This window comes from Streptomyces humidus, assembly GCF_014649655.1.
Classification (GTDB): domain Bacteria; phylum Actinomycetota; class Actinomycetes; order Streptomycetales; family Streptomycetaceae; genus Streptomyces; species Streptomyces humidus.
Genome location: NZ_BMTL01000115.1, coordinates 1 through 1,965, shown reverse-complemented (window position 1 = coordinate 1,965; position 1,965 = coordinate 1). Strand labels below are relative to the sequence as shown.

General features: G+C 70.5%; 1 protein-coding gene. It reads right to left on the bottom strand.

Annotated features, from left to right (window positions below; genetic code table 11):
• A partial coding sequence (locus IE239_RS41275; RefSeq protein ID WP_190154579.1) for a type I polyketide synthase occupies window positions 1-1,965 on the bottom strand: 1,965 nt, incomplete at both ends.

Below are 1,965 nucleotides of genomic sequence, written 5' to 3'. Positions count from 1 at the left end.
CCTCGCCGTCGAGACCGCTCTGGGCCAGCGCGGTCAGGGTCCCGTCCGCGCCCAGCTCCACGAACCGCGACACACCCTGCTCCGCGAGAACCCGCACAGCGTCGGCGAACCGCACCGGCCGCCGCACATGAGCCACCCAGTAGTCCGCCGACATCAACTCCTCGGCCGACGCCGCCTCCCCCGTCACCGTCGACACGATCCGGACCCGCGGCTGCCCGTACGACAGCGACTCCGCCACCTTGCGGAAGTCCGCCAGCATCGGCTCCATCAACGGCGAATGGAAGGCATGACTCACCCGCAACGCCGTCACCTTGCGCCCTTGGCCGCGGAAGCGGTCCGTGATCTCCTCGACGGCCTGCGCCACGCCCGAAACCACCACCGCCCGCGGCCCGTTGACCGCCGCGACACCCACCTCGTCCCCGAGGAGGGGAAGCACCTCGTCCTCGGACGCCTCGACCGCGGCCATCGCACCACCCGACGGCAACGCCTGCATCAGCCGGCCACGCGCCACCACCAGACGACACGCATCCGCCAACGACCACACACCCGCCACATACGCGGCAGCCAGCTCACCGATGGAATGACCGGCCAGCACGTCCGGACGCACACCCCACGACTCCAACAGCCGGAACAGGGCCACTTCAAGTGCGAACAGGGCCGGCTGCGCGAACTCCGTCCGGTCCAGCAGCTCCGCGTCCTCACCGAAGACGATCTCCCGCAGACCGAACGGCAGCTCCGCGTCCACCGCGTCGAAGGCGTCCGCGAAGACGGGATACGCCTCGTACAACTCCCGCCCCATACCGAGACGTTGTGAGCCCTGTCCCGCGATCAGGAAGGCCGTGCCACTGCCGGCCTGCGCGGAGTTCCGGATGACGCCGGGCTCGGTGCGGTCCTCGGCGAGCGCGTTCAGCGCCTGGAGCAGCTGGTCACGGTCGGCGGCAAGGATCACCGCGCGGTGTTCCAGGACGGTCCTGGTGGTGGCCAGCGTCCGCGCGGCGTCGGCCAGGCACAGCTCGGGGTGCGCCTCCACGAAAGCCGCCAGGTTCCCGGCCTGGGCGGTCAGTCCACCACCGGCCGCCGACAACACCCACGGCAGCACCGACGACTGCACAGACGGCGGCGCCGACACCGGGCCCTGCCCGGTACCCTCCCCCGCACTCTCCACGTCGGCCACCTCGTCAGGGGCCTGTTCGAGGATCACGTGGGCGTTGGTGCCGCTGATGCCGAACGACGACACACCCGCCCGCCGCGCACGGCCCGTCTGCGGCCACTCCCGCTCCACCGTGAGCAACTCCACCGACCCACCGGCCCAGTCGACACGAGACGACCGCTCCTCGGCATGCAACGTCCGCGGCAGCACACCATGCCGCATCGCCATCACCATCTTGATCACACCGCCCACACCCGCAGCCGCCTGCGCATGACCGATGTTCGACTTCAACGAACCCAAGAACAGCGGCTGCTCGCGGTCCTGGCCGTAGGCGGCCAGCAGCGCCTGCGCCTCGATCGGGTCACCCAGGGGGGTGCCCGTGCCGTGCGCCTCCACCGCATCCACATCGCCCGGCTTCAGACCACCAGCCGCCAGGGCCTGCCGGATCACCCGCTGCTGCGACGGACCGTTCGGCGCCGTCAACCCGTTCGACGCACCGTCCTGATTCACCGCCGAACCCGCCACCACCGCCAGCACCCGATGCCCATGACGACGCGCATCCGACAACCGCTCCACCAACAGCAGCCCCACACCCTCCGACCACGCCGTACCGTCCGCACCCTCCCCGAACGCCTTGCACCGCCCGTCCACCGCAAGCCCCCGCTGCCGCGAGAACTCCACGAACATCTCCGGCCCCGCCATCACCGTCACACCACCGGCCAACGCCAGATCACACTCACCCGCACGCAACGACTGCACCGCCAGATGCAACGCCACCAACGACGACGAACACGCCGTGTCCACCGTCACCGCAG